Here is a 1,797-nt window from a genome sequence, read left to right as displayed (position 1 = left end):
ATCGGCATAGGGGCGGCCAGTATAACTGGCCGGTCCCCTGCCACACCACCCGGCATGCGGGTCCGCACCGGGCGGTTCGAGTAGTTGAGGTCAGGACAGGCGAGGTACGCCAAGTCCATCGAAATAAGCTATTGTGAGGACTGTTTTCAGCAGTCGATCCGCGTTTCGCCACCAGCAGCGGCTATTTGCCGCTACCTGCTTTGCGACCGATGCCGCCGCCCCAAGCCCGAGCAATTCCCGATACATGGTTTTCCCGCGCTTCCAGTGCTTGAGCTGAATCGCTCTGAGCCTGTGGCGCAACCATTCATCGAGTTTCTTCCAGACCTTTGGGGTTTGGGCCAACTTGAAGTACCCTTTCCAGCCAAGCATGTAGGAGCGCAGTTTCTCGACGGTCTGGGCCATGCTGCGGCCGCAGGAGCGCCTCGTCAGTTCACGTATTCGCTGTTTGAATGTTGCAAGCGGCTTGTCCGCGACCTTCAGTTTCACCACTTTCCCACTTGCCACCCACAGGCTGTAACCGAGGAATTTGCGGCCAAATGCACTGGCCACCGCACTCTTGCCTTCGTTGACCACGAGGTGCAACTTAGCATAGCACCGGCGCAACAGCACCATCACCCGCTCGCCAGCACGTTTGCTGCGAACGTACACGTTCGCGTCGTCGGCGTAGCGCGCAAAGCAATGGCCGCGCCGTTCCAGTTCCTTGTCCACGTCATCGAGCAGGACGTTGGCCAGCAGCGGCGACAGCGGACCGCCTTGCGGCGTGCCCTCGTGCCGCGACTGCACCACGCCATGGTCCATGATGCCGCTGTTGAGGTAGGCACGAATCAGCCGGATCACCCCGGCGTCGTCGATGCGTTTGCGCAAGCGGTCGATCAGGATGTCGTGGTTGACCCGATCGAAGAACTTCGACAGGTCCACGTCCACCACGATCCGCCGTCCCGACTGCACGTACGCGCGCGCGGCAAGGACCGCGTCCTGCGCACGCCGGCCCGGACGGAAACCGTAGCTGTGCTCACTGAATGTGGGATCAAGAATCGGTTGCAGCACCTGAAGCAGTGCTTGCTGGATCACGCGATCCGTCACCGTCGGGATGCCGAGCTCGCGCTCGCCACCATCGGGCTTCGGAATCGTCACCCTGCGTACCGGACTGGGCCGGTACGTCCCCGCCAGCAGTTGTTCACGTATCTCCGGCCAAGCCACAGCCAGATAGCGCGAGGTCTCGTCGATGTCCCGATCATCCACCCCGGCTGCGCCTTTGTTGCGACGCACACGCTTGAACGCTTGCAGCAGGTTTTCTCTTCTCAATACTGCACGCAGCAACATTGATCCTGCGTCTCCTGACGCATGTCGCGGACAGCAAGCTTCGTCGCTGGAAGTTGTAGCCAAGGCTTCACCCTGACCGATGGCTTCCCGCCCCGCTGACGCGGGCATCTGACGCATTGCCTGTTGTATCGACATGCCGGATAACACTCCTACTCGTTCAGTCCTTCGTCGGCGGGGTCAAGCCTTCCCGGCCCTACCACCAACTACTATGACCTCTGCTGAGACCCTGCTACGGCAATGCCGCCGTCCTTTCAGACGTGAGGCAGGGCGTCCCCAGGTAAGGGCCGCACTCCTTCATCACACAACCGCCGCATCTACGCCACTTCGCCTTGACCACAAGAGCTTCGCGAATATTAGCCCGCTCGCCCTGCTCGGCAGCGCCTTCTATGCAGTTCGTGTACCTCGGCTCATGATTTACGCTCCACGCTTCCTCTCCACGGTCGATTACTCTTCCGCAGTTGCGCTTCACTTCGC

At 60.8% G+C, this 1,797-nt stretch carries 1 protein-coding gene; it reads right to left on the bottom strand.

Translation table 11 applies throughout. From position 1 onward, the window contains the following. Positions 1–90 precede the first annotated feature (90 nt). Positions 91–1,458 carry a group II intron reverse transcriptase/maturase gene (ltrA, locus tag RBA40_RS33115; RefSeq protein ID WP_306653135.1) on the bottom strand — a complete coding sequence of 456 codons (1,368 nt, stop codon included), beginning with the start codon at positions 1,456–1,458 and terminating at the stop codon, positions 91–93. Between the last annotated feature and the right edge of the window lie 339 nt (positions 1,459–1,797).

This window comes from Massilia pseudoviolaceinigra (assembly GCF_030846505.1).
GTDB classification, from domain to species: domain Bacteria; phylum Pseudomonadota; class Gammaproteobacteria; order Burkholderiales; family Burkholderiaceae_D; genus Telluria_A; species Telluria_A violaceinigra.
This window is presented reverse-complemented; position numbering and strand designations above follow the sequence as displayed.